Annotated in this window: 19 protein-coding genes, 2 rRNA genes and 1 pseudogene (1 of these 22 only partly in view); 13 read left to right on the forward strand and 9 right to left on the reverse strand. The window is 39.5% G+C overall.

Going from position 1 to position 23108, the window contains the following annotated elements:
• A 23S ribosomal RNA gene (locus tag IT970_RS00695) occupies window positions 1-549 on the forward strand; it begins 2337 nt to the left of the window's first position.
• A gap of 120 nt (window positions 550-669) precedes the next feature.
• Window positions 670-784: ribosomal RNA gene (gene rrf, locus IT970_RS00700) — 5S ribosomal RNA — on the forward strand.
• Between the two features lie 384 nt (window positions 785-1168).
• Here rrf and IT970_RS00705 read toward each other — a convergent pair.
• The 4 genes from IT970_RS00705 to uvrD form a co-directional block, all read right to left on the reverse strand.
• Window positions 1169-2017: a CZB domain-containing protein gene (locus tag IT970_RS00705; protein ID WP_036974285.1), complete on the reverse strand. Its 849-nt coding sequence runs from the start codon at window positions 2015-2017 to the stop codon at window positions 1169-1171.
• Window positions 2018-2084: 67 nt separating this feature from the next.
• Complete coding sequence (locus IT970_RS00710) at window positions 2085-3209, reverse strand: ABC transporter substrate-binding protein (protein WP_196857513.1); 1125 nt, start codon at window positions 3207-3209, stop codon at window positions 2085-2087.
• On the reverse strand, window positions 3172-5244 hold the full coding sequence (locus tag IT970_RS00715) for a GNAT family N-acetyltransferase (RefSeq protein WP_196857514.1): 2073 nt from the start codon (window positions 5242-5244) through the stop codon (window positions 3172-3174). The genes IT970_RS00710 and IT970_RS00715 overlap by 38 nt, the downstream gene beginning before the upstream one ends.
• The gene (gene uvrD, locus IT970_RS00720; protein ID WP_036974281.1) at window positions 5222-7387 is read right to left on the reverse strand and encodes a DNA helicase II; all 2166 of its coding nucleotides are present in this window, start codon (window positions 7385-7387) and stop codon (window positions 5222-5224) included. The genes IT970_RS00715 and uvrD overlap by 23 nt, the downstream gene beginning before the upstream one ends.
• Before the next feature lie 258 nt (window positions 7388-7645).
• On the opposite strand from uvrD, the gene IT970_RS00725 reads away from it, so the two are divergent.
• Complete coding sequence (locus tag IT970_RS00725; protein ID WP_036974279.1) at window positions 7646-7870, forward strand: hypothetical protein; 225 nt, start codon at window positions 7646-7648, stop codon at window positions 7868-7870.
• 131 nt (window positions 7871-8001) lie between these two features.
• Window positions 8002-8370: a YacL family protein gene (locus tag IT970_RS00730; RefSeq protein WP_036974277.1), complete on the forward strand. Its 369-nt coding sequence runs from the start codon at window positions 8002-8004 to the stop codon at window positions 8368-8370.
• A 43-nt stretch (window positions 8371-8413) separates the two neighbouring features.
• Here the strand turns inward: IT970_RS00730 and IT970_RS00735 are convergent, their stop codons facing one another.
• Window positions 8414-9040, reverse strand: a complete 627-nt coding sequence (locus IT970_RS00735; protein WP_036974307.1) for a peroxiredoxin-like family protein — start codon at window positions 9038-9040, stop codon at window positions 8414-8416.
• Window positions 9041-9164: 124 nt separating this feature from the next.
• Here IT970_RS00735 and IT970_RS00740 point away from each other — a divergent pair.
• Both IT970_RS00740 and dut read left to right on the forward strand, forming a co-directional pair.
• Window positions 9165-9302 (forward strand): annotated as a pseudogene (locus IT970_RS00740) (dUTP diphosphatase); the annotation flags it as partial.
• 338 nt (window positions 9303-9640) lie between these two features.
• Complete coding sequence (dut, locus tag IT970_RS00745; protein WP_196857515.1) at window positions 9641-10096, forward strand: dUTP diphosphatase; 456 nt, start codon at window positions 9641-9643, stop codon at window positions 10094-10096.
• A 95-nt stretch (window positions 10097-10191) separates the two neighbouring features.
• Here the strand turns inward: dut and IT970_RS00750 are convergent, their stop codons facing one another.
• From IT970_RS00750 to IT970_RS00760, 3 genes are read right to left on the reverse strand one after another with little or no spacing between them, the layout of a single operon-like run.
• Window positions 10192-10800 (reverse strand): hypothetical protein, encoded by a 609-nt coding sequence (locus IT970_RS00750; RefSeq protein ID WP_196857516.1) that lies wholly within the window; start codon window positions 10798-10800, stop codon window positions 10192-10194.
• A complete protein-coding gene (locus tag IT970_RS00755; protein WP_196857517.1) occupies window positions 10790-11599 on the reverse strand; it encodes a radical SAM protein in 810 nt (269 codons plus the stop codon). The genes IT970_RS00750 and IT970_RS00755 overlap by 11 nt, the downstream gene beginning before the upstream one ends.
• 31 nt (window positions 11600-11630) lie before the next feature.
• Complete coding sequence (locus tag IT970_RS00760) at window positions 11631-12578, reverse strand: hypothetical protein (RefSeq protein WP_196857518.1); 948 nt, start codon at window positions 12576-12578, stop codon at window positions 11631-11633.
• Between the two features lie 330 nt (window positions 12579-12908).
• Between IT970_RS00760 and IT970_RS00765 the strand changes: the two genes are divergently transcribed.
• The 7 genes from IT970_RS00765 to IT970_RS00795 all read left to right on the forward strand — a co-directional run bounded on the left by IT970_RS00765 (window position 12909) and on the right by IT970_RS00795 (window position 22334).
• Window positions 12909-13961 (forward strand): hypothetical protein, encoded by a 1053-nt coding sequence (locus tag IT970_RS00765; protein WP_196857519.1) that lies wholly within the window; start codon window positions 12909-12911, stop codon window positions 13959-13961.
• On the forward strand, window positions 13939-14310 hold the full coding sequence (locus tag IT970_RS00770; RefSeq protein WP_196857520.1) for an ASCH domain-containing protein: 372 nt from the start codon (window positions 13939-13941) through the stop codon (window positions 14308-14310). Before IT970_RS00765 ends, IT970_RS00770 begins: the two co-directional genes overlap by 23 nt.
• 372 nt (window positions 14311-14682) lie before the next feature.
• The gene (locus IT970_RS00775) at window positions 14683-14946 is read left to right on the forward strand and encodes a hypothetical protein (protein ID WP_196857521.1); all 264 of its coding nucleotides are present in this window, start codon (window positions 14683-14685) and stop codon (window positions 14944-14946) included.
• A gap of 42 nt (window positions 14947-14988) precedes the next feature.
• Entirely contained in the window at window positions 14989-15618 is a 630-nt protein-coding gene (locus IT970_RS00780) for a HigA family addiction module antitoxin (protein ID WP_196857522.1), read from the forward strand.
• Window positions 15619-15933: 315 nt separating this feature from the next.
• Window positions 15934-16149, forward strand: a complete 216-nt coding sequence (locus tag IT970_RS00785) for a hypothetical protein (RefSeq protein ID WP_196857523.1) — start codon at window positions 15934-15936, stop codon at window positions 16147-16149.
• A gap of 897 nt (window positions 16150-17046) precedes the next feature.
• Window positions 17047-19896: a hypothetical protein gene (locus IT970_RS00790; RefSeq protein ID WP_196857524.1), complete on the forward strand. Its 2850-nt coding sequence runs from the start codon at window positions 17047-17049 to the stop codon at window positions 19894-19896.
• Between the two features lie 29 nt (window positions 19897-19925).
• The gene (locus tag IT970_RS00795; protein ID WP_196857525.1) at window positions 19926-22334 is read left to right on the forward strand and encodes a hypothetical protein; all 2409 of its coding nucleotides are present in this window, start codon (window positions 19926-19928) and stop codon (window positions 22332-22334) included.
• Window positions 22335-22543: 209 nt separating this feature from the next.
• Here IT970_RS00795 and IT970_RS00800 read toward each other — a convergent pair whose 3' ends face one another.
• Complete coding sequence (locus tag IT970_RS00800; protein WP_196857526.1) at window positions 22544-23104, reverse strand: hypothetical protein; 561 nt, start codon at window positions 23102-23104, stop codon at window positions 22544-22546.
• Window positions 23105-23108 lie beyond the last annotated feature (4 nt).

A 23108-nucleotide genomic window follows, 5' to 3' on the forward strand; every position in this document is an offset into this window, starting at 1 on the left:
AGACACGTCGAGCAGGTACGAAAGTAGGTCATAGTGATCCGGTGGTTCTGAATGGAAGGGCCATCGCTCAACGGATAAAAGGTACTCCGGGGATAACAGGCTGATACCGCCCAAGAGTTCATATCGACGGCGGTGTTTGGCACCTCGATGTCGGCTCATCACATCCTGGGGCTGAAGTCGGTCCCAAGGGTATGGCTGTTCGCCATTTAAAGTGGTACGCGAGCTGGGTTTAGAACGTCGTGAGACAGTTCGGTCCCTATCTGCCGTGGGCGTTTGAGAATTGAGAGGGGTTGCTCCTAGTACGAGAGGACCGGAGTGAACGAACCGCTGGTGTTCGGGTTGTCATGCCAATGGCATTGCCCGGTAGCTACGTTCGGAACTGATAAGCGCTGAAAGCATCTAAGCGCGAAGCAGGCCTCGAGATGAGTTCTCACTAGACTTTTAAAGTCTCTGAAGGGCCGTTGAAGACTACAACGTTGATAGGCAGGATGTGGAAGTGGTGTGAGCCATTAAGCTAACCTGTACTAATTACCCGTGAGGCTTAACCATACAACGCCAAACGCGTTTTATGACAGCGTAACAGACAGAAGTTAGTATACTAAAGTAGATTTACGATTATCAGATTTCCAGATTTTAGTTAATTGCGAGTGCGATTAACAACCAAATTTGCTTGGTGACAATAGCGTTTTGGACCCACCTGACTCCATGCCGAACTCAGTAGTGAAACGAAACAGCGCCGATGATAGTGTGGCATTTGCCATGTGAAAGTAGGACATCGCCAGGCTCCAAATTAAAGAAACCCGTTGCAGCAATGCAGCGGGTTTTTTGTTGCCTGTAGAAAAATAAAACACCCAACCAAGACCCCCTACGACCTATATCCTTGTAGGCATCAGCGCAAGATGAAGAGACGTAGGAGACACTTTAGTGCCGAAGTATCTGATATGCCCTTCATACATAACCGCTGACATTCACGGCTAAAGCCGTTCCCACGCTTCTTAATCACAATGACAGAAGTGCAAGGGGCTCTAAATCGCTCATTTCACTTCTGGCTCAAATAATTAGGACGTAGAGGCACTTTAGTGCCGAAAAATGATTATGCCTTTCACACATAACCACTGATATTCACGGCTATAGCTGTTCCAACGAGATAGTGATTCATTGCTAGTTATTAAAACAAGCCATATTCTTCGGTCTCTTCGGCTTCATGGCGCATTAAATGCTCAGGGCGGAATATGGCGCTAGGATCGAGTAACAAACTATGCTTGTTTTTCATTTTGATTAAACCACGCATCATATTTTTAGTTTGAGGATCTACATCAAAACCTACGGAGGTAAGCTTATCAAGCGGTTTAATATCCTCTTTCTTTACATTGATATTGTCTTCTACCTTGTCAACGAGGAGGCCTATATGAGGTGTTACGCCATCTTTAGTGGTAAAGATTATGATAGGCTTGTAATCCAGAATAATCTGCTCTCTTGCAGACTCAAACAAGCGTATTAACTGATTAAACACTTGGCGCTTCTTTTCTTCAAATAAACGAATAACGTTCTCTTTTGTCATTGTTTTTTGAAGGTCTAAGAATTCACGCGCCATGGCGTGCAATTCTCTGTGGGGGGTGTCGAACTTATCGAGGATATTTTGCAGGTCTTCGTTGTCAGTTTTAAAGCTGTTGTACCATCGGCCAAAATCGCATTTATCCGGATCAATTGTGTTTGTGAAGGCTGCGCCTGTGAGCAGGCTATGCTCTAGTGCGCTCAACCATTGTTGGTGATCTTTTTCTTTTTCAACCAATAAGTCAGTGAGCTCAGCATTTGTCTTATTGGTTGATTGGTTATTAAGTACAATGCCTAAATCAAAGATGGGCGTGGGTGTTTCCATGTAATCTTTTACACCAATGAAGCTTTTATTTTCATTAGGCAAAGATGTCAGGTTATTTTCGTAACGTTCTGTTAGAAGAATATCGAGAATCTTAAGTGAAATGGTCTTTTGCCCAACACGAAAATTAATCAGATCCATATTTCCCTCAAAGCCTTGTTAAGTCTTTAAAGCATAGAACATTATTTCGATTTAGCAGTAGTTAATTTCAATTACTTTTAAAATAGGATCGGTAGATCTTTTTATCCGTGTCTTTTGTCTGATTGTTAAATAAATCGGCAAACTCAGACGTATCACTAAAGAGCTTATTTAGTTCAGTCAGTAAGCATTGATTATTCAACGGTGTTGTGCACTTTTGTGCGGCGCTCACTAACGCAACTGCATTCAAATAGCCTTCAAAAATAATTCTGTTAGGGCTTGTGTTATAGGGCTTGATATCTGCTCTAAATTGCTTGCATAAAGAGTTGTCACACTGATTGGGGTCTGGCACAACCTCCGTTACCATAATAGTACTTGGGTGGTGAATGAGAGAGTATAAATCAAAACTCGACACAAATGATACTGAGGTATAGTCGGGTTTAAAACCTTGCTCGTATCCAGTATTAATAAATTCGGCTAATGGTTGATAAGTGCCCACCATGCATACTGCGGTGACTCCACTATCTTTAAGTTGTTCTAGTGCCTTTGATATCTCTTCGCTATTTCGTTTGAAACGTGCAACTTCAACCGGTACCAAATCGTGTTTTTGCAGTGCCATTATTAAGTTACTTTCAACTAAAAAACCAAACTCATCGGCTTGGATCATCAACCCTATTTTTTTATGCTTGCGCTCCTGAACTAAATAATTAATTTGCTCTATCGCTTCATCTTGATAGCTTGCGCGTAAGTTAAAGACGTTTGGCATTGACTGGTTATGGAGAAAGTCAGCACCAGTAAAAGGCATCAGGAAGGGCACTCGATGTCTATCTAAAAGGGGCTTAATCGCATTTGCAGTCGGTGTACCCATCGAGCCGAAAATAGCGTCTATTTTGTCATTAAATAAAAATTGTCGTGTGTTTACAACGGTGTTTTTAGGCTCATAACCGTCATCAGCAAGAATAAGATCAATATTTTGACCATGTATTCCATCACGTGCATTTACTTTGTTGAAATAGATTGTACTACCCAGTGCTAATTGCTCGCCGATGTGTTTTGCAGGACCAGTTAGTGCGGTAGACATCCCTAATTTTATAGGTGGCTGTGTATGTTGAGTGTTTCCTATAATAGGCACGAAAAGCAAGCAAATCGCTAGGCGCTTAACGGTTGCTCTTATTAAGTAAAGTAAACTGGGCATACCAATCGTGTACTGCTTTTTTGAACCGAATGTCGAACTCTTTTTTACCCGTGAAGTGTGCTTCATCAATTACGCTTTTCACATCAATTTGCTGTAATACTAGTCTAATAAGGATCATTTTTGTATCTTGGTCGAGTAAATTTAGACTAATAGGCATGTGCCAAATAAGCTGCCACAGTAAGGGTTGTAATTTAAAGAGTGAAACGTCGTTGTTGAGTAACCTGTCTGCTCTATTAAGCATTTCTGAAGAGCAACCTATTGTTGAATAGCCTGAGAGTAGTTCATCAACTAGTTGCCATGGTAAAGAGTTAAAATGCCCAAATAGTTGCACGGATAGGTCTTGCTTAAATTCTTCTTTTAATTGCTCTGTGACTGCTTTGCTTTGTGTTTTTAATGGCTTAATAACAAGTGCAGCATGTTCTGCAGTGGCTTTATCACGGTTAAAACCTAGCTTTACAAGGCGAAAACCATTTGTTTTCCAAAACCTAACTAATGACGCATTTGCCCCAAAACTTGCACCAAAGAAATCGCACGTACTTAGTTGTTGTTGGCAAAAATCTAATAAGGCAGATCCTATACCTTGTTGGTGGCTCTCTGGTGCTACAGCGATTCTCACAACGCGTGCAGAGTGACCTGTTAGCCACTGCGTATCATGCGTTAACTGAGTTAATGTTTGTGCCATTAAATGCCCTTGCGGGCGGCGTTCGCCTGTTATTACTTGCTCTGCAATATCTTGCGATAGTCCCCCTTCAATTGCGACTAAACAGACGGCTTGTAGGTTTTCTGCTTGTCGGCAAATAAATAAGTGTAATTCAGGTGCATCAAGCAATTGACGTAAATCACTCACACTGGTTTGGTAGTGCGCTAACGCGAGGAGTGCCATAACTTGGCTTAATAAGTGTTCATCACGAATAAGGCGCTCCTTGCTAACCTGCTCGAACTGCAAAGGTAACGAACTAGCGACTTGATTGTATTGCGCATCAAGCAGTAATAAATCGCGTATGGCGTACTCAAGCGGATCATGCTTTGCAAAGCGGATCGGTGCGTCTAAGTTTATTGTCTTTAATGACTTAAACTGGCTGCGCAAATAATGTAAAAAGCGCAGTGTATAACCGCGGCCATTGCCTTCATAACCGACCATGGTGCTAGCAAACACAATACGTGGATACGAGTGTAAAATTTGCATTAGCATAGGAACAGGGATAGCTGCAGCTTCATCTACAAATAGCAGATCGCATTGAGGTTTTTCATTAAGGAGGTTATCAGGAGCACTATAACTTAGGTTTGCAAGTTGCTTGCAATTGGCTTGCAAAGGGACATTAAGTTGTTCAGCTAAGTGTTTAAATGTGGTTTGCACCGCTTTAACTTGAGTCGCACACAGCAGTATTTTTTTATCCTTTAATGCAGCAGCTGCAAGGCCTAATGCGGCTGATTTTCCTCGCCCTCTATCAGCACTAATTACGAGAGGACGATGTGCGCGACCTTGTGCTGTTTTTATTATTTGCTCAATACACGCCTGTTGTTGAGAAAAGTCAATTAATGCGTGATGTGGGTGTATTGTTTGATATGTCGTTGGTGCGATGTGCTGCTTAAAAATGTGTGTTTGCGACTCTAATAATGTAGTTAGGCGTTCATTAAAGAAACTATGCGTTATTGTTTGTCCAAATGATGTGACGTTTTCAAGCGCAGGATCGACCCATGTTGGGTCATTCGGGAGTAATAAAATAAACACACCACCGGCTTTAACTGTACCGGCAAGCGCGGCTAACTTATCTGCATACAGTCCACTAAAACCATCAAAAATCGCGTGTTGAAACTCTTGTCCAAGAATTTGATGAACATGCTTTGGGAAGACGCTATTTTTTAATTGATGGCAACTGCTAAACACATACGTGTTTGGCAGTGACAGTTGATTGGCAAATGCATAACACCAGGTTGCATCGCCTTGCACCACAATAAGCTGACGATGCTTGGCAATCGTCAGCTCAGTGATGAGCATGCTTAGGTAGTCGTTATAAGGCTTGAAGTCTTGCATACTGAGTAACAAGCCACTTACTGCCTAAATCATCAAAGTTCACTTGAATACGTGACTGTGCACCACTGCCTTCATAATTTAGTACCGTTCCTACACCAAATTTTGCATGTAAAACGCGTTGCCCTAAATTAAAGCCACTGTCTTCAAATGCGGCATGTGTGACTGATGAGCTAAAACGGCCTGCGGCTGGGGGCCTTGAAACTTGTGTTTTGATACGAATTTCCTCAACACAGTCTTCTGGCATTTCGCGCAAGAATCGAGAGGGGCTGTGGTATTTTTCTTGGCCATATAAACGGCGAGTTTCAGCGTGACTAATGTACAGCTTTTCCATCGCTCGGGTCATGCCTACATAACACAAACGGCGCTCTTCTTCTAAGCGACCAGACTCCTCATTACTTTGCTGTGAAGGAAACATGCCTTCTTCAACACCCACCATAAAAACAAGCGGGAACTCAAGGCCTTTTGCTGAGTGAAGTGTCATCATTTGCACGGCATCTTCGTGCTCATCGGCTTGACCTTCGCCTGATTCGAGAGAAGTGTACGCAAGAAAGCCTTGCAGTGGTGAGCTGAATTCTTCGTCTTCAGGTAGCTCATATTGGCCACAGGCACTAATGAGCTCTTCTAAGTTTTCTACGCGAGCGCGGCCTTTTTCACCTTTTTCAGCTTGGTACATGGCCATCAACCCTGAAGTTTGAATCGCGTATTTAGCTTGCTCTTCTAAGGTAAGATCACTGATTTTGTCTTCAATGTGCTCAACCAGCTCTAAAAATTTTGTTACTGCACTGGCTGCACGCCCAGATAGATGCTGCTGTTCAATAATGGCTTTTGCAGCATACCACAGAGGAAGAGACTCGTTCCGCGCACAGTCACGAATGTGGCTGAGGGTTTTATCTCCAATGCCACGAGCAGGGGTGTTAATAACGCGCTCAAAGGCGGCATCATCTTGGCGATTACCCACTAAGCGCAGGTACGAAAGGGCGTCTTTAATCTCTTGACGCTCGAAGAAGCGCATGCCGCCATAAATGCGGTATTTAAGCCCTTCTTGTAACATGGCTTCCTCGAGTACACGAGATTGCGCATTGTTACGATATAGAATCGCGGCATCTTGCAAGGCATTACCAGCATTTAGCCAGCTACGCAGTTTACTGCTTACGAAACGGGCTTCATCTAATTCGTTAAAAGCGGCATACACCGAAATTGGTTCACCCTCGTTACCATCGGTCCAGAGGCTTTTACCCATGCGTTCAGCATTATTTTTAATTAGCGCATTGGAGGCTTTTAATATTGTGGCTGTTGAGCGGTAGTTCTGCTCAAGACGAATGGTTTCGGCTTCGAAGTCGGTTAAAAAGCGTTTAATATTCTCAATACGTGCACCGCGCCAACCATAGATACTTTGGTCATCATCACCCACTATCATAATACTGTTGGTGTTTCCTGCTAGCAGCTTTAACCAAGCATATTGAATCGTGTTGGTATCTTGGAACTCGTCTACCAACATATGAGCAAAACGCTGCTGATAATGACGCAGTAACGTAGGGTGATTGTTAAGTACTTCGTAGCAGCGTAATAAAATTTCTGCAAAGTCGACCAAACCAGCACGATCACATGCTTCTTGATATGCTGCATAAACTTTCAGCATCATTTGCTCATTGATATCGTAAGCCTGAATATCTTTAGGGCGCAGACCTTCGTCTTTTTTAGCACTGATGTACCAGCTAAACTGTTTCGCTGGCCACTTTTTATCATCGATATTCATTGCTTTAAGTAAGCGTTTGATCATTCGCTGCTGATCGTCTGAATCTAAGATTTGAAAGCTTTCAGGTAATTTTGCTTCACGATGATGTGCACGCAAAATACGGTGAGACAACCCGTGGAAAGTGCCAATCCACATGCCACCAACAGGCGCTTTTAAGGTTTCTTCTACGCGAGAGCGCATCTCTTTTGCAGCTTTATTGGTAAAGGTGACGGCAAAAATACTGTAGGCAGAGGCTTGCTCAACTTGCATTAGCCATGCGATACGATGAACAAGTACTCGAGTTTTACCAGAACCTGCACCAGCAAGTACTAGCATATTTTGCAATGGGGCTGCGACTGCATCCCGTTGTTTGTCATTTAAGCCATCGAGTAATTCAGAAACGTCCATCGTTACGCCTTTTCAATCTATAATGAGAGGAGTATAACAGGTGTTTATGCAAGGCTAAATAAAATACTGTTTTTATAAACAGCTATTTTGGCAAGTTATTAAAATTGCATAATAAAAATTGTGAATTTGACCTATTTGTGGCAAAAAGAACTAAAATAAAAACAGTGTGAAATTTAACGTGTTGATTTATAAAATATAATAAGTTGGCATGAAGTGTGTTTATAAAAAGTATAATCATCAAAAACTACAGAGGTTAGTATGGCAGAGCAAGGTTCTGGCGGTAATGTAATCGCAGCAATATGTAATATCTTTTTTCCCGGTTTAGGGCAACTGGTGCAAGGTCGTTTGATGGCGGCGATCGCATTTTTCTTAGCGTGGATCATAAGTGGGGTATTAATTTATGTCGCCGTTGGTTTCATATTACTTCCGATTGTATACCTATGGGCAATCATTGATGCCGCGCGTTTCAAGTCGCGACTCTAGCAATTTTTTATATATCTAAACAGCATTAACACTAGCGCCATTGGGCGCTAGTGTTGTTTTTGGCCTTCTGAACTCGCTACTGCATGCCGCAACCGATATAATTACTGCATCAAGAGTTGTGAGTATTTACGATGGAATATCAATTTATCCGCGATCCAATGAGCGGTTTACGTATTAAAATTTCGACTGAACATGCAGTTATCGGTCGTTGGTTGAATGAAGAAATAGGCAAAGAAAAAATAGCGATGGTCCAGGCGCTAATTTCCGCCGTTAAAAATAGCCATGAGCCCTTAACACTGCAAGGCCAAGAAATAGATTTGATTTTGAGTAAGGACGAAGCGTTGTTTGAAGCCCATGCTCTTCATCAAGATAATGAAGATCTCATGGCATATCAGGATGATGATTTAATGCTTGAAGAAGATGGCTTAAGCAGTGGCTGCGGTTTTGAGGATTTTGTTGATTTAATTGAGTCTTGGCACGCGTTTGCGCAAGGTCGTTAAGCAGGGCTTAAAGCCCTACTTAATTAATCACTCGATAGTGTGTTTATTGTTCGCTCACTGATTTAACTGCGGCTAACAATACGTCTTCTGTTAAACGAACTTTATAATTAGGGTTCGCATACTGAAAGTGGATAAGCCCTTGCTTATCTACTACAAAAACAGCAGGAACGGGTAACGCAACCTGTGCTTTGCCATCGAGTGATACAAAGTTAACCCCTAACTTGTTGCGATAAATTTTTGCGGTCTTGTCATCGAGATAAAATGCCAATCCCAACGTTTGGCTCAATGCCAAACTATCATCAGAGAGTAGTTGATAGTTCGCAGAGGTTATTTTAGTCTCGGCTAGCTTTTCTGGACTATCCGGAGATATTGCAATAATTTGTGCCCCCAAGTCTGCTAATTGATCCTCAATTTTTTGTACGTTGGCTAATTGCTTGGAACAATAGGGACACCATCCACCTCGGTAAACGATTAATACGGTAGTTTTTTCTTTAAAACGTTTTTTTAAAGAAACGGTTGTGCCGTTTTGGTCTTTTAAATCAACATCTGGAATTGTTAATCCAGGCAATAGTGGACTGACGTGCTCTGCCGAGTCAGCAATATTATGAGCTGTGGCTGCAAGTGTTTGGCTAGATAGCACAAGTAATGCACTAACAAGAAGGGTTCTCAGCATGGTATTCCTCAATTATTTTTTTCAACTGCTTATGAAGACCTGCTTAGCTGTTTTTTAATTTCATCAATGCTGAATTTATCTGTAGTATATAGCTAAATAAAAATGCAAGTTGGGATTAAAAATGTCTGCTAATTTACAAAAAATCGTTGTCATGCTTGAGATGCAAAATGCCATGAATACAAAAGTGCATGAGCAATGGTTTAGCCAAGGTTTTGAATGGTATCGTGCTATTTGGGTTGAGTGTGCTGAAATGCTCGACCGCTTATCGCCAGCACAATTGTAAGTATTGACGAGTTAGTAGATAGTTCTTAAATTGTAACCTATTGAAATTTATTTTTTATTAATCTTTTTTTGGGGTTTTAATGCCACTTACAAAGTTTACTTACAAAAAATTAGTTAATCTGCCTTTAGCTACCTTGACTCTGTTCAGAAATTGACTTGCAGGTTAAAAATTAAGTTTACTCTTATTTATCCAAACATAAACATTTTAGGTTCAAGAACTGATACTGGAGCAAATGCTCTTTCAAGTGCAGACGTAGCAGTTTATATTTATAAAATACACTTGATCAAAAGTTTCAACGTATATTCGGAGTATTAATGAAAACAGTTGAATTGAAAATTTTAAATCCTAAAGTAGGCAATGAGATTCCATTACCTTCCTACGCAACAGACGGTTCTGCTGGTGTAGACCTTCGAGCATGCATTGATGAGCCTCTCACCTTAGAGCCAGGTCAGACCGAGCTGATTCCTACAGGAATCGCTATTCATATGAAAAGTAAAGATTTGGCAGCAACTATATTGCCTCGTTCTGGCTTAGGGCACAAGCATGGTATTGTACTAGGTAATCTAGTCGGACTTATTGATTCTGATTATCAAGGCCAGTTGTTTATATCATGTTGGAATCGTGGCACTGATTCTTTTACGATTGAGCCCGCAGATAGAGTTGCCCAATTGATGTTTGTCCCTGTAGTGCAAGCTCAATTTGAAATTGTTGAAGAATTTGAACAAAGTGATAGAGGCGAAGGTGGCTTTGGTCACTCTGGCAAAAACTAACCTTGCTCACATTGAAGGCTGTATGAATCGGTCTGCGGCCTTACATAGATAATATTCTATTTGACTCTACTAAATCAGGATAAAGTTCAGCACTTTTAAGTGCTATTGTGTTTTTTCTGATTATGCATGGTCGATAATATTTCCTTTAGGATCTCCCTCGTAATGTCTTCTTTACTTCTAGTGGTATCAAGGAATATAACCGACTCATCAATTATGGTGCTGTAAAAATCGCACCAAAAGTTCTTATTTTTTGTTTCTAATGAGTCGATATCGTATTGATCTACCGTTGGCTTGCTAAGAACTCTTTTTCTTCGAACTTTTTCCGAAGAGTGTAAAACTATTGTAAGGTCGGGTTTTACAATACTTTGATAAATCTTATTTAATTCCGACTTTGCAAAAATTATTGAGCCGAACGAGGACTTTCTTAATTTTTGATAACCAAGTGCAGAAGGTAAATATCTGTCGAATATCAATACTTCTTTTGTCGCTTCCGCTAATCTAGTTCTTATTGAGTTTACATAATATGCATAAGATAAATCTGCATCTAGCATTTCTCTGGAAGTTATTGTGCCATGTGAGTCGATAGGCCAACGCTTGTTGCTTACATTGAGTTTATCTAACTCATCACTTATTATTGATGAAAAAAGAGTTTTACCAGTGCCATCCAGCCCTTCGAATGCAATGATAAAATTATTAAGGCTCATATGTACTCACCTTATTCACACTAATTTGCTTAAACATTGTTAAGTTTCTGATTTTTGATTCTAATCTATCAAAATTTTCAAATACAGTTCCTATTATTGATTCATTTATCCTGACGTTTCCTTGTGTATCAACTAATAGACAATTGCCATTTCCTTGCTTGGATATTACATTGCCTTTAAAGCTAAGAGCTATAGCTTTGGCTGTTTGTTCAAATAATTCCAAAGATGTTTCGAATCTCTCAGAGGCATAAAGTGAACGAAAGTTATTCCTCGTAAATTGATAAAGCTTCCACTTACTTATCTTTAAGTCTTTGGAGTTTATTATTTCAGCTAGCTTTACTAGTGATTGAGCATTAAAGCTACTTACTAATGAAGCTAAAAGTATTTTTGTTTCAGGGTTTTTGGTATTTATCTCAGCTATATTAGCTAAAGGTAAGAGCCATTTATCATCTTCAGAATAATCGAAGGTAGAAGATGAGGGCCGCATTCTTTTTACTGTCTTTTCATCAGCCCCATCGATAGAAATTCCAATCCATATAAAATAGTTTATTAAATCCATGTATTCACCAAGTAACATACCATTAGTCCTTAATATCAAAGGTATGTTTAACTTGTTTGCTTTTTCAACTAAGACTCTAAAGTCAGGATGTAGTAGTGGTTCTCCTCCAGTAAAACCTATAGATGTTCCACAGTATTCCGCAAAGCGAAGAACTCTGGAATAAACTTCTGCATCAATTCCTTGCTTTTTTACATCTTCGCCAAAACAGTATGGACAACTAAAGTTACACTTTCCCGTCACGTATAAATCGATAGTTGGGAACTGGAATGTGCTACAGTTCATCGATGATTGTATCCAAAGTGTCTTCTTCAGTATTGATAATTCTTTTTATGCCTTCGTCATTTAAATCAAATATAGAATGAAGGCTTATTGACGCTTGTTTGTAATCTTGAATTGCACCATCTTCTTTTCGACTGAATAGTACATATACATCATCAACACGTAATTGATGAGAACGCAAGATCTCAACGGACTCTTTCAAAATACTGCCTCCAGAGACTGCATCATCAATTAGAAACCCTCTTTTATTTTCTGAGCGAGGAATTTCACTTAATCCATCGACTTTAACTTTCTTTCCTTCTAATTCCCATCTGCTGTCAAAGTTAACTATGACGAGCGGTAAATTTAGAAAGTTAGAAATTAAATACCCTAAAATTGCATTTCCGTTTCTATTAACGGCAACAAAGTCATACCCTTTTTCATTTTTCTCAATGTCGTCATAAATAAAACCAGCCAAAATATAGCTTAGGTTTGTTGCATCTTGACTATTAGGTAAAATGTTTCTGAGGTTGATATAGAAGTTATATTCACTAGGTCTATTTATGCCTACTTTCGCTTTCGCTTCTGTAGAGTTCTTTTTTATAATTCTTATAAGTCTTTTTTTATACTCAGGGAATTGAGATTTTATTTGAGACTCTATAAAATTTTTCGTTAAAATAAGATGAATACTTTTTTGCTTATCTAAAGATCTAAACACACCCGTATCTCTTAGTGTCTCAGTTACAGATGTGTCAACGACTCTTTTTATTTCATCGCCGAATTGTCTATCTAAAATAGAGTCCATTACAGGACCATAATTTTTATTGATGTATTGATCTGGTTTGAAAAGTAAAAAGTATAAGCCTTCAATACCTTTCCAAAAAGAAAAAATTATAAACGCTGCTATCGTCAAAGCACCAGTAACAGAACTGATCCATGTGACAATCATCATAAAATCCATGCTATAAACGGCTCCATAATTAAGTTTTTGTTAAGCTTACTTAGTTTGGCACTTTTGTAATCAAATGTCAGTCTTTATTAAGTCATGGGAAAGTCTGCTCAGCAAAGTTATTGCTTTAAGAATTGCCTTTGTTCAGAGGTCGAAGCAAGTGTCTTAAGATTTTATTTTTAGTACAAAGCTGAATAAATGTCATTGCTTTAGTTTATGAATGAGTATCTGTCTGACTTATGAGCTACCTTAGAAAAGTTGACTTTTAAGTGTTTTGTTGTTGCTTCGAATCTCTAATTTTGTATAGTTTATTTGGGTTAAAAAATTAAAAAGGACTTAAGAATGGAAAACCTTTTATACCAATACTTCTCTGACATTGACTTAGGCGATAGCTTTTTTGACACACTTAAAGAAGACTACACAGAGTTTTCTGCTTGGTTCAACAAAAAGGCATTGAGCAGAGAAAAAGCGTATGTACTATATGAAAATGGAAATGTTGATGGTTTTTTATATCTTAAAAAGGAAACTGGTTGTCTTAATGAACTAGATCCCCCGCTCAACTCACAAGTTCACCTGAAGGTAGGTACTTTTAAATTTAACTCTCATGGAACAAGGAGAGGAGAGCGCTTCATAAAGAAAATATTTGATCATGCGACTTCTGCGTATGTTGAAGATATTTATGTCACGGTTTTTGATAAGCATGAATATCTAATCAGATTATTTCTTAAGTACGGCTTTACAGTTCATGGTAGTAAAAACACACCAAATGGCACAGAAAATGTGTTAGTGAGGAAAATGCGATTAGTTACTGGAAATGGATTAATCGATTACCCGTATATAGATGCAAGGACCTCTAGCAACTTTTTATTAGCTATTTACCCTGAGTTCCACACTCGAATGTTACCTGACTCTATCTTAAATAATGAATCAATAAATATAATTGAAGATGTTTCTCATTCAAACAGTATTCATAAGATTTACTTATGTGGTACCCCTCTTGTGTCCACATTTAAGCCTGGCGATATTGTGATTATATATAGAACAGGGGATGGGCAAGGCCCTGCCTGGTACCGTTCTGTAGCAACCTCGGTATGCGTTATTGAAGAGTACAAAAATATAAGTGAATTTACTGAAGCTGAATTTATGAAATATTGTGGAAGCTATTCGGTGTTTTCAGAGCGAGAATTGAAAGGTTTTTATACTCAAAAAAAATACCCTCATATTATTAAATTCACGTACAATGCCGCGCTATCTAAAAGATTAAATAGAAAAATGCTGATTGAGCAAGTTGGATTAGATCAAAATGAACGCTGGAGTGCTCTAGAGCTAACAAAAGATCAATTATCTAACATACTGAACTTGGGAGGGGTTAATGAAAGTCTTGTTGTCTATTAAACCAGAATATGTCGAAAAAATACTCGATGGTTCTAAGAAGTTTGAGTTTAGAAAAAACCTTTTCAAGAAAGAAGGCGTTAAGACAGTTGTAATTTATTCCACTATGCCTGTTGGAAAAATCGTTGCAGAGTTCGAAATAGAAGATATTTTGTGTGAGTCCCCAGACCTCGTATGGGATGCTACTAAACGTAGTGCCGGTATTTCAAAAGAGTTTTTTGATACATATTATGTAGGTAAGGAAAAAGCTGTCGCGATCCAGGTTGGTAAGCTCAAGAAATATGATGAGCCTTTTTGCATATCACTTTTAGGTGACACAATTAGGCCTCCTCAATCTTACAGATACTTATAAAACGATAGCGTATTTAATTACTTACTGAATACGCTATCGATGATTAATTTTATTGGATAAAATCATCTAATATTAATCTTTCACCATCCTTTAACTTTTTCCTAGGCTCTTTAGGTGAAAGCTCAGTACTTTGTATAAAGTGCACTAAAAAGTTAACTCAAGCATCCTTATAAGACATAGTCGTTATGGGGCTCATCATATAAGCAATATTCAGCGTTAGTGTCGAATGAATCTTCTGCACCTGCTTCAGGCCTAATATTAAAAAGTTTAAATAAGTCTATATGGGTATTACATAATTATTTAGGCTATCCTTAATAGTCAAACCGTTTCCTCGTGTGTAATCACTTTATTCCTTTTATGCTGTAGGTTTAAGTGGCTACTGAAGAAAATAAAGGTAAATCCGTTATGTTTGAAACAATTATAAGGTTTGAAGTCGATAATGATGCTCTGACGATAGATGAGATTGACGATCGTCTTTTCGAGGCCGGATTTGATGATGCGATTGTCAGTCACTATGAAGATGGAAAAATTGCAATTGAACTGTGTAGGGAATCGGTTAGTCATGAGAGTTTGGTAGCTTCGGTTGCTTTACAGGTTAAGGCCGCTATTCCTGGTTCAAGGGTATTACACCGATAGCTTACTCAGTTAGTAAACTTTATGTAGCTTTCAGGGGGAGAAATGAGAAAAACTACTAGGCAGCCAAGCTCAGTAGGTGAAATTATCCAGCAGGAATTTTTGATTCCTTCAGGTGTGACAGTAGAAATGTTATCCGTAATGATGGATGTTGATCACCAAACCGTAGCTGAACTTATTAATGGTGCAAAGCTCTCAGAACTTTTGGCTAATAAGCTTGCTAAATATTTTGGCACCTCCCGCGAGTTCTGGTTGGATATTCAAACTGCACATGACAATTGGCAGGCAAGCCAAGTAACCCATCCAAACCCGTTCAAGGAAAATAAGCTGGATAACCCTGGGGTCGATGCTACGACTTCTAGAATCCGCAGCCAAAGAAAGCTCAAATCTATTATCGAAAGCGAAGGTGGTTATATTGTTGATATTCCTGATGACAAAAGAATGCTACATCCAGCAAGGTATTTCGAAACTTTATTTTTACATAAACTAAAAGCTCGAGAGTTAAACAATAATGATCTAAGCAAGCGGTTAGATCTTTCAGTCGAGCAATTCAACGACTTTCTTAAAGAGAAAATAAGCGTAACACTTACTTTGGCTAAACGGCTTGAGGAAATAACTGGTATGCGGTGTGAGTTTTGGATACGAGTTCAGAGTAAATTCGATAATTCTCACTGATAAAACGGTTGGAGATCAGAATCAAGGCTTGATTTAAATATCCACGATCAGGATGAAGCCTCTATTCTAATATTGAAGATCAGAATCAAGGCTTGATTTAAATATCTACGATCAGGATGAAGCCTTCATTATAATATTGAAGATCATAATCAAGGCTTGATTTAAATATCCGCGATCAGGATGAAGCCTTCATTCTAATATTAAAAATCAGGATCAAGGCTTGATTTAAATATTTTTAGACTAGAAATAAGGCTTTATTCTAATATCGGTGATTAGGATGTCGCGTTATTAAAAAATAGCATAGGCAGGTTAATTATGATTGTAACAGTAGGTAAAAATGGGGCTATACCACTACTGGACAACGAAGAAAGCAAATTAAATATCGGTGATATTCTATTATTTAAACTTAGCGAAGATAAGCGTTCAATTGAGCTTGAAAAGTTTCCAGACCAAACTTTAAATGATGAAAAAATAAAAGCACACGGCTCTTTAATTCGTGTTGAGCCATTCAACCCTGATGACTTCAAGTAAGCCATTTGACTGAAATTACTTCTTCGTTATCTCACTCAAAGATTATAGTACTTAGCCTAAGATTACACTCTAACATTAAAGTGATGACTGTAAAAAGGTTGTGCGTTGTACTGTGATTAATTCTTTTAGCGTTGAATTACTGGAAGTGATTAGAAAATTTTATCTTATCAGACCTTATTAATAGGACAAACTAGGCAGGAATCCCTGTACTATTCCAAACCTTTCGGTTGTTTTTTATACAGCTTGTCTAATAAAATCCACTCAAACTAACTATCTCTAGGGTAGAGTATTTCACAATAGAAAAAGACTTTATGCCAGTTGCTGGTAATTGACATTTATTTTAGCCCCTAAAGTATCGGGCTACTGTTTTATATTATTACAACCGAAATTTTGGTTCTTTCCCCTTCAAGAAATTTACGTTAAGCTCGTATCTAACTGTTTAGATTTAAAAATATTAAATTTCTAAAAATAGAGCAATAATATTGAACACTTTGGGTTATGAGTTTGTTGTACGTATCTCTCACTCTCGCTTCAAGCAATGAAATGTTCAGTCTCTAGCTTTTAGAGGTGAATTTTTGGTTACTTATTGCATCCTCATGCTGGGTCTCAAAACCTGTGATAACAATAGCCAATAAATGAACATACAAACCCCATCAGGTTGTAAAGCTCAGCTTTCTTCAAAGTGTATCAATGGTTTTATAAACAGTATGGAAATGAAGAAGGCTGGCTGTAGATTAAATTCGGTGGTCAGTTTTACATAATTGTCTAGATTGGACTGTGGCGAAGTCATAATCATCCTAATTGACTTAGGCTTAGAACATTTAACATTGCAATAAATTAATGCTCCAGTTCTGATACTCAGGCTGGCAAAAACAAAATAACTGGATAGATATCGATATGACTGAAAGCTCGCAGAATGATTACAAAGAGATGAACGAAATCATAATTGACTTGTTTGCCCCAAATCTTCCGGGTAGCACCAAAGAAGGTGATTTAATTCAGAAAGCGTTGCGTGATAAGTTAGTTGAAAGCATTCGAAATTCAATTAACTTACCTAAATCCAAAAATCTATCGGGTGTTGCCAGATTTATTGATGAGTCAGGACGTAATGTATTCTTTGTGGATGGTACTCGCGGTGCCGGTAAGACTACTTTTATCAACAGTGTGGTCGAACGGCTGAACCATGAAAGTAATGATGCGGATACTGGCATCAAATGTCTGCCAACTATTGACCCTACCAAATTACCTCGTCATGAACCTATTTTAGTTACAGTGACAGCTCGCCTGAATAAGGTGGTGTCAAGCAAGTTAAAGGGATTCTGGTCATCTAATCAGTATTCAAAGCAGAAGGAAGAATGGCAAAGTCATCTCGAGCAACTCCAACGTGGCTTACATTTGTTAACTGATAATGAATATAGACCAGAGTATTTTAGTGACGCTTTGAAATTGGATGCCCAGCTTGATTACTCTATCGGAGGTCAGGATTTATCCGAGATATTTGACCAACTGGTTGAATGTGCGTGTAATATTCTTGACTGTAAAGCAATTTTGATCTCGTTTGATGATATCGATACTCAGTTTGATACAGGTTGGGATGTACTGGAATCTATAAGAAAATTCTTTAATAGCCAGAAGCTGGTGGTGGTGGCGACAGGTGACTTGCGTCTTTATTCTCAGCTGATTCGCGGTAAGCAATATGAAAATTACGGCAAAACTTTGCTTGATCAGGAAAAAGAGAGTGCCCGCTTAGCAGAAAGAGGCTATATGGTGGAGCACCTTGAACAGCAATATCTGTTAAAATTGTTTCCGGTTCAAAAGCGTATGCAGTTGAAAACAATGTTGCAATTGGTCGGCGAAAAGGGGGAGCACGTCAAAGAAAATATTAAGGTTAAAACAGCGCCTAATATGAGCGAGAAGGAAGCCATAGAAGTTCGCGATGCTATTGGAAGTGCCGTAAGGGTAGGACTTAACCTTAGAGAAGGCTCTGATGCTGATATGTACGTGAATGAGCTTCTGAAACAGCCTGTGCGTTTATTAATGCAGGTATTACAAGATTTCTATACCAAAAAGAATCATACCAAATATATTAATGGTGAGCAGGGCGTTAATGAACAAGTTGGGGAACCATCAGTCCCGAATTTACTGAGAAATGCTTTGTATGGTTCGATGCTTAGTAGTATTTATCGTGCGGGCTTAAACTATGAACAGCATCGGTTTGGCATGGATTCACTTTGCAAAGATATATTTACCTACGTAAAGCAAGATCGTGATTTTAATACTGGCTTTTATTTGCGGCCTCAGTCTGAGAGTGAGGCATTAAGAAATTGTTCTATTTACTTAGCATCCCAAGTAAGCGAAAACTGTCAAGGAAGTCTGTCAAAATTCCTACAGATGCTTTTGGTTGGCTGTGGTTCCGTCAGTATCTTCAACCAATTTGTGACTGGTTTAGAGCTGGCTGGAAATGATAGTGGGAAGTCCGAACAACTCATCAGCGAATATTTAGCCTACATGTCTGTAGGTAGAAATGAGAGTGCTTCCCATTGGGCTAATAGGTGCTGCGCTGTGGTAGCAAACAACCCCAATGACGCCAAGGCAGGTGTTTTCCTTGGTATGGTGCAATTAAATCGACAAAAACGCTCAAATATACCTGATAGTTTCAATGTATTTAAGATTGATGAAGAGAAGGGCTTGGCTAAAGCAGCAATGGCTGCTTCTTTGAGCTCTGTTGCTTCTAGTAATCTTATGGATTTCAGCAGTGTCTTTAATCTGATTGGTGCCATCGCTGATATCTCTGCATGCCATCGTGAAAGGGCTGCCATTACTAAAGCATTTAATAAAGCTATAGCACAACCAACATGTATTGTTCCACCATGGAGCGAAGCCGCTGCTCGTGCAGAGATGAAAGGTTCAAATAAAAGTACTGATAATGTCATTTCGTTGTCAGCTTCTGAACCTATTACCAATCCAGGAATCGAAGGGGATGGAGAAAGTCAGGAAGTCCAAATACAATTTTCTGGCGCAATCGAGAGCCTTGAAAAGTGGCTAGAAAAAGTAGGAGAAATTGAGACTTCAATTCGACCATCGGCGCTACTGATTGGTAAAGTATGGACTCGGCTTTATTTTAATCTGAACAATGTAGCGGACCAACATAAAACTAGAATCTACAATGACTCAAATAATGGACGAAAAGCCAGCCTGTCTAATGCCGCAAAGATTATGCGTTTTAATGTACTAGCTTTTCTTCATGCTGTTTTGGTAGAAGAAAGCCTATACCACTCTGTTAATTCGGAAGAGTATCTTGGTGAAGGTTTGAGGCTCAATCCAATTACTTCGGTGGATGAGTTTGAGAAAAAGCTTAAGTCTATCAATGAGTATCTGAAAAGTAACAGAAAATCATGGAGCGATAATCACCCCTTATTCTTCTTATTGATAAGTTGCCCAATCCTGCACCCGTTCATCTTTCCTGTAGGAGGGGTTAATGGTTTGCCAAGATCCTATGGAAAAGAGGATAGTTTTCGTAATCTTATTGCGGAAATAATCCAACCTGATGAAACTAATAGCTACTTTTTGTCGAAGAGCGAATTAAGTGATTTATTCCAGAATGAGACTCCAAGTACAAGTACTAATCCGGAAACTTACAGTAAAACAATAAGTACTCTGAATGCGGCTACAATCGCTGGAGCAAAATATCCAGACCCTAAGACAGCTCAGGAGAGCTCACTTTCTTCTAACGACGACGCAGTCTAAACATAATGACCCCCTTGTAAGGATCGTATATGGAACGCTTTCTTCTTAACTCATCAACTTTGTTGCATCGGCTGAGTGCAACTTCATTGGCTGAGGTACCATGTGATGACATTGTGGCGTCCTCTGCGTTCCTCACACAATACGAACAGGCGCGTAGTTTGCCTGATCATGTAGCAAAATCGGCTTGGTCATCCTTGGAACAGCGACTAAAACAGCGGAACATGAAGCTTGGCCCTATTTCTTCTTTACGTTTGCTCGCAGAAAAGTATGTTAAAAACGAAAAAGATGGCCCCAAAACTGATCTTGCTTTGTTCTCTGAGTGGCAAACTCTGATGAGCCGAGTATCGAGCCTGCCGATTATGGCTTGTCATAAGGTCTTTAACTCTCAGTCCGTCAGTCAGGAGTATAGTTTCCGCTGGCCTTTGTATCCTTATCATCCCTCGGTCGAAGACTACATTTCCCGTGAAGGTCTGCACGAAACTCATCAACATTTGAATGGTAGCACAAGCGCTGAAGAGTGTTGGTTAGATGCTCTTAAGCACCCAGAAGTGACCGTAAGAGATTTCGAGAAGGGCTGGGCATCTCAAGAGATGAGACAGCTTTGTGCCCAGATTGACCCCTCCCTGACGCCTAATATTTTTAGGGAACGTTTGCAAATCGCCGGTAATATTCGAGAAATTCTTTGTCGGGTAGCCCTGGGGATTGAGTTGCCTGAGTGGATGCAATCTTTGCAGCATCCGCAGCAGTTGGCGGACAGCACAATTTTACATCATGGTAAAGAATATGGGTTTACGACTGTTTGGCCAACAGACAAAAAATATAGTCAGGAATCTGAGTTTTGTTGGCTAATCGGCGTATTCGAGAAATGGAGGTATGGTGCACCTGAGGGGTTGGAGCGTCTATTATGGATTTATCTGTTAATTCAGAATCAGTATCTGACCCTGCTGGTTCAGCGAGATGATTTCTTTGGTTTTGACCAGTTCCAGAAGTACACGATGACGGAGTTAAGGGAAGAAACAGAGAAGTCTTATTTGTCTCGTTTTAAACATGCACATGGTGTCGGTATTAATTCTCAGGTACATTACTTGGAAGGACGTTTTGCTCCGAAAAGCGACCCCGGTAAAATGCAAAAGTTGCTCTTTAGCGTTTTGCGAGGTTACTGGGAGTATCTTTATGAACATATGACTTTAGATTGGGAGCATTCCCAGCCGCTTAACATCACTCAAGTGCTGGATAATCTTGATCAGGTTAAGCCCAGTTGTATATGTTCAGAACTTGCCTTAGTACCACATTTCATCAAGAAAAAGTCCAGAAAGGATGAAGTCTATCCCTTTGCGATGCTGTTTAAGGATCTGAAGAATCAGGCTGCTATCTTGATGGATATCTTGAATCATGAACCTCGCTTGACACGCTGGATTCGAGGTGTGGATGCCGCTGCAAACGAGATGCATACGCCCCCAGAGTTGTTTGGACCTTTGTTTCGGGTGCTAGCTAAATCAGGTATTGCTCATTTTACTTATCATGTAGGTGAGGACTTTCCGCATTTGATCAGCGGTATTCGCTCAATAGATGATGCCTTGAGGTTTTTGCCTTTGCGTAATGGCGACCGTCTTGGGCATTGCACTGCCATTGGAATTACGCCTGCCATCTGGAAACGATCTTTGCCTTTGTCTATATCCATGACCAAAGAGACGAGATTGCTCGACTTGGTATTCATCTGGCGGGAGCTTCGAAGTCACCCAGATTTGCTACGTTATGCGAGTGATGCAGCGATTGAAGCGGTTCATTTGGCCCATGAGGTGTTTTCTTTGGAAGAAGAAATCTCGATTACTACCCTTGATCAGGTATTTGAGTTGCGTGGTGTACTAGCTGAGTCTGAGGGGCTGTTGGGTATACTAGATGAGTCAGGTGAGCCATTGAAGCCGAAATCCTTATGGCTAGAGGAGTTCGAGTATGTCAGGGGGTTAGCGAGAAGGGCAGGTATGAAAAGGGTCCTGAAGTTGTATCGTAAATGGCTGACTTCTGAGAATGTTCGAAAACAGCGAATTGAATATGTTGAAGTTTCCCTTGAATACTTACCAGATAAGGCGGTTACTTCATTGCAACAAGCAATAATGACAAAAATGGCTGATCGAAATATCGCGATTGAGTGCCCTCCGACCAGCAATACTCGAATTAGTCAGTATCGAGATGTCAGTGAACATCATATTTTCCGTTGGATGGGCTTGCCGAGTGAGGTGATTGAAGGTGATGTTTCTATGTCTATTTGTCTGGGCTCTGATGACCCAGGTGTCTTTGCAGCGGATTTGAAATCAGAGTTTTATCATCTATTTGTGGTGTTAATCAGAAAGTTTGGTTTGTCACCTGCGGATGCATTGAGAAAGATTGCAGAAGTGAACGAGAATGGGCGGATTTATCGCTTTCACGATGTTAGGTAATGTATATATCAGTGCTTCTTTTCTTCTAAAGCCTTAAAGAACAACACTATTGCGGAGGTGAAAAATAAGTTACTTGGATGACTTTGTACTCTGATTGCTATGTTTAGTTGTCATTTTCGCTGATCAACCATAGCCGCCCGTCATATGAAGCGTTAACCCACTTACCAAAATTTTCAGATGTGGGTTACTAAAGCTAAGGATATTCATACTTATTTCTTTTTAGGTTTTAAATGTGAAATATTTGCAACGTTTCTGGTCTGGTTTAGTACTAGAATATTAGCTATTTCAGGGTGAAGCATGTTAACTGCTTGCTCCACTTGCTCAATAACATTTTTTGATTCTAAATCTTTAACTTTTGCTTCAAGCTTTTTTACTTTTTCTACTAGCTCATCTTTACTTTGAACTATAGGGCCTCGACTTTTAGACTTTACAACTTTTGCGAGCCGTTGGTTCTTTTTTTTCTCAAGTTCCTTATTTATGTCTCCTAAGTATTCTGTAAATTCGCCAGAGTAAGTTGAGGTTGTGAGTAATGTTGAAGCTGAAATTCCAACTGCACGAGCAACTTCTCGCCCTGAGATTTGGTAGCTTTTCTTAGACCTGAAGTTTATAGCTCTGCTATGTTTATTGATAAACATAATTCTTTCACATCTCAATCGTTCTGTTTCATTATATGCTGCAAGAGAAGCATTATTTTTATTAACCCAGCTAGGAGTCTGCTCTTCTAATAACTTTTGTTCAGCTTTTTCAGCCAATTCTTTAAAGTAATCCATATCG

Source organism: Pseudoalteromonas sp. A41-2 (genome assembly GCF_015767615.1).
Classification (GTDB): domain Bacteria; phylum Pseudomonadota; class Gammaproteobacteria; order Enterobacterales; family Alteromonadaceae; genus Pseudoalteromonas; species Pseudoalteromonas lipolytica.